This window comes from Tsuneonella flava, assembly GCF_002870965.1.
GTDB classification, from domain to species: domain Bacteria; phylum Pseudomonadota; class Alphaproteobacteria; order Sphingomonadales; family Sphingomonadaceae; genus Tsuneonella; species Tsuneonella flava.
This window is the reverse complement of sequence record NZ_PHSO01000026.1, coordinates 1-523: the sequence shown is the minus strand read 5'-3', so window position 1 is coordinate 523 and position 523 is coordinate 1. Positions and strand designations below refer to the sequence as shown.

Genomic DNA, 523 nt, shown 5'->3' with positions numbered 1-523 from the left:
ATTGCAGCTCGCGCGTATCCTCGATTAGAATGACTCGCTCATCGAGCGTCGCCATCTCGTTCAGCAGCGCGTTGGCGAGCGTCGTCTTGCCTGACGAGGTGCCGCCGGCAACGAGGATGTTCTTGCGCTGGACTACCGCCATGGAGAGCGCCAGCGCGACTTCGGCGCGCATGATGCCATCCGCGACATAGTCGATCAGCCTGTGGATGCGGCCCGCCGGCTTGCGGATAGAAAAGCACGGCGCACTGGCAACTGGTGGCAGCAGACCTTCGAATCGTTCGCCGCCTTCGGGTAGTTCCGCGCTCACGATAGGCGCGCCTGCATGGACTTCCGTACGAACATGGCTGGCGACCAGACGGATGATGCGTTCGGCTTCTGCCGGCTCCACCCGCAATTCCGTATCGACGCGGCCTTCGCCCAAGAGGTCAAGCCGGAGAGACCCATCGGGGTTGACCATGATCTCGATGACACGCGGATCGCTGAGCGCGGTCGCAATCGCCGGGCCCATGGCGGTGCGCAGCAT

At 63.5% G+C, this 523-nt stretch carries 1 protein-coding gene; it reads right to left on the bottom strand.

The genetic code is table 11. The features are described from left to right. A partial coding sequence (locus CV013_RS15420; protein WP_198591893.1) for an ATPase, T2SS/T4P/T4SS family occupies nucleotides 1–523 on the bottom strand: 523 nt, incomplete at both ends.